This window comes from Mycobacterium sp. TH-M82 (assembly GCF_057473605.1).
Window position 1 is genome coordinate 1 of the sequence record NZ_JBYCKY010000078.1, and the last position, 1931, is coordinate 1931.

Sequence of the window (1931 nt, forward strand, 5' to 3'; positions counted from 1 at the left end):
CTCGCTTTCTGGCTTCCTCTACGAAGTGACTCCGCTGATGTGGACGCTGCTCGGCCTGGTCTTAATGCCTATCCCGGGCTCTGTTGAGGACCCTAACCTCGATTTTGCATGAAAGTCAGGGTGACACGCGCTTGAGTTAGCGAAAGTGCCTGTCCGGCAAGGGATAATGAGATTTCTCAACGATCCATCGTCCCGAAGCGGAGGCACTTTCAAGGTGAAGGGTAGCGCAGCGGTTTCCCGGGTGAAAGTATCTGCGGACGGCCACGGGGTGGTGTCGCACGCCGGGGTGGGGATGTTGCGGGAGCTGGCCAATCTGACCGGGTTGTCTTCGCAGGTCACCGTCGCGTTGGCCGACACCTACAAGGGGCCGTGGGTTCATGCGCCCGGTGATGCGTTCGCCGATCTGGCCGCCGCGGTGGCTGACGGTGCGGACTGCGTCGATGGGGTCGGCCAACTGCTGGGCGATCGTGAGCAGGTGTTCGGTCCAGTAGGCTCGACGGCCACGCTGTGGCGGTTGGTCGATCAACGCATCGACACCGCCCACCTGCCCAGGATTCAGACAGCACGTGCACACGCACGGGCGGCGGCTTGGGCTGCCGGCGCGGCACCGGCCCGCGAGGGCTGGCTGCATCTCGATGTCGATGCCACCATCTGCGTTGATCATTCCGATAACAAGGAGAATGCCGCGGCGACCTGGAAGAAGACGTTCGGGCACCACCCGTTGCTGGTGTTTTTAGACCGTCCCGACATCGCCGCCGGAGAAGCGTTGGCCGGGTTGCTGCGGGCGGGTAACGCCGGCTCGAACACCACCGCCGATCATATTGCCGTGCTCGGCCAGGCGCTGGCCGCGCTGCCGGTGGACTACCGGCCGGGGCCGGACAATCCTGGTGGCCCGCAGGTGTTGATCCGCTCGGATTCGGCCGGGGCCACCTATGGATTCGCCGCGGCCTGCCGCACCGCCCATGTGGGGTTCTCGCTGGGCGCGGCGATCACCGCGCCGGTGCGCGATGCCGCCGAGGTGCTCACCGCCACCAGCAGTTGGTATCCAGCGATCGACACCGCCGGCGGTATCCGCGACGGCGCCTGGGTCGCCGAAGCCACCGACCTGGTGGACCTGTCGGCATGGCCAACCGGAACAAGGCTGATCCTGCGCAAGGAACGGCCCCACCCCGGTGCGCAGCTGCGCTTCACCGACTCCGACGGGCACCGCGTCACCGGGTTTCTCACCGACACCGCCAACGGCGTCATCCCCGGCCAGCTCGCCGGACTGGAATTACGCCATCGCCAACATGCCCGCGTCGAGGACCGCATCCGTGGCGCCAAAGCCACCGGCCTGCGCAACCTGCCGTTTCACTCCTTTGCAGCCAACAGCGCCTGGCTGGAAATCATCATGGCCGCAACCGATCTAGTTGCCTGGGCCAAACTCATCGGCTTCGGAGACCACCCCGACCTGGCACGTTGCGAGATCGCCACGTTCCGCTACCGAGTGCTGCATGTGGCCGCCCGCATCACCCGCGGCGCCCGCCAGCTACACCTACGCATCGACGCCACCTGGCGCTGGGCCAAAGCCATCACCACCGCCTGGCTACGCATCCGCGACGCATTCCGCTAACCAGCTACTCCTTGCCCCGACGAGACGAAAGACCCCACCGGCCCCAAAGGAAGCCCGCCCACCGGAGCGACACCGGACAACCCGTCACACCCACCTGCAACAATCAAGTCCGACAGCCGGCCCGCACCAGCTTCAACCCCACCGAATCACGCCGCGTGAAAAATCGAGGCTAACGGGGTGGTGGCCGACGAAAACTTCACCGAAGCCGTCGACACGATGTACAACTACGCGACGGCCCCGGATGACCGGGTCGTCAGCGCCAACGGCGAGATCACTGATGTGGCATTCAATAACGAGGCATCGGTGGCTGCCTGGGTGA

Annotated in this window: 1 protein-coding gene; it reads left to right on the forward strand. The window is 65.5% G+C overall.

Annotated features, from left to right (window positions below):
- Positions 1–214: 214 nt before the first annotated feature.
- On the forward strand, positions 215–1612 hold the full coding sequence (locus AC2VON_RS02380) for an IS1380 family transposase (protein ID WP_486951501.1): 1398 nt from the start codon (positions 215–217) through the stop codon (positions 1610–1612).
- The last annotated feature ends 319 nt before the right edge of the window (positions 1613–1931 follow it).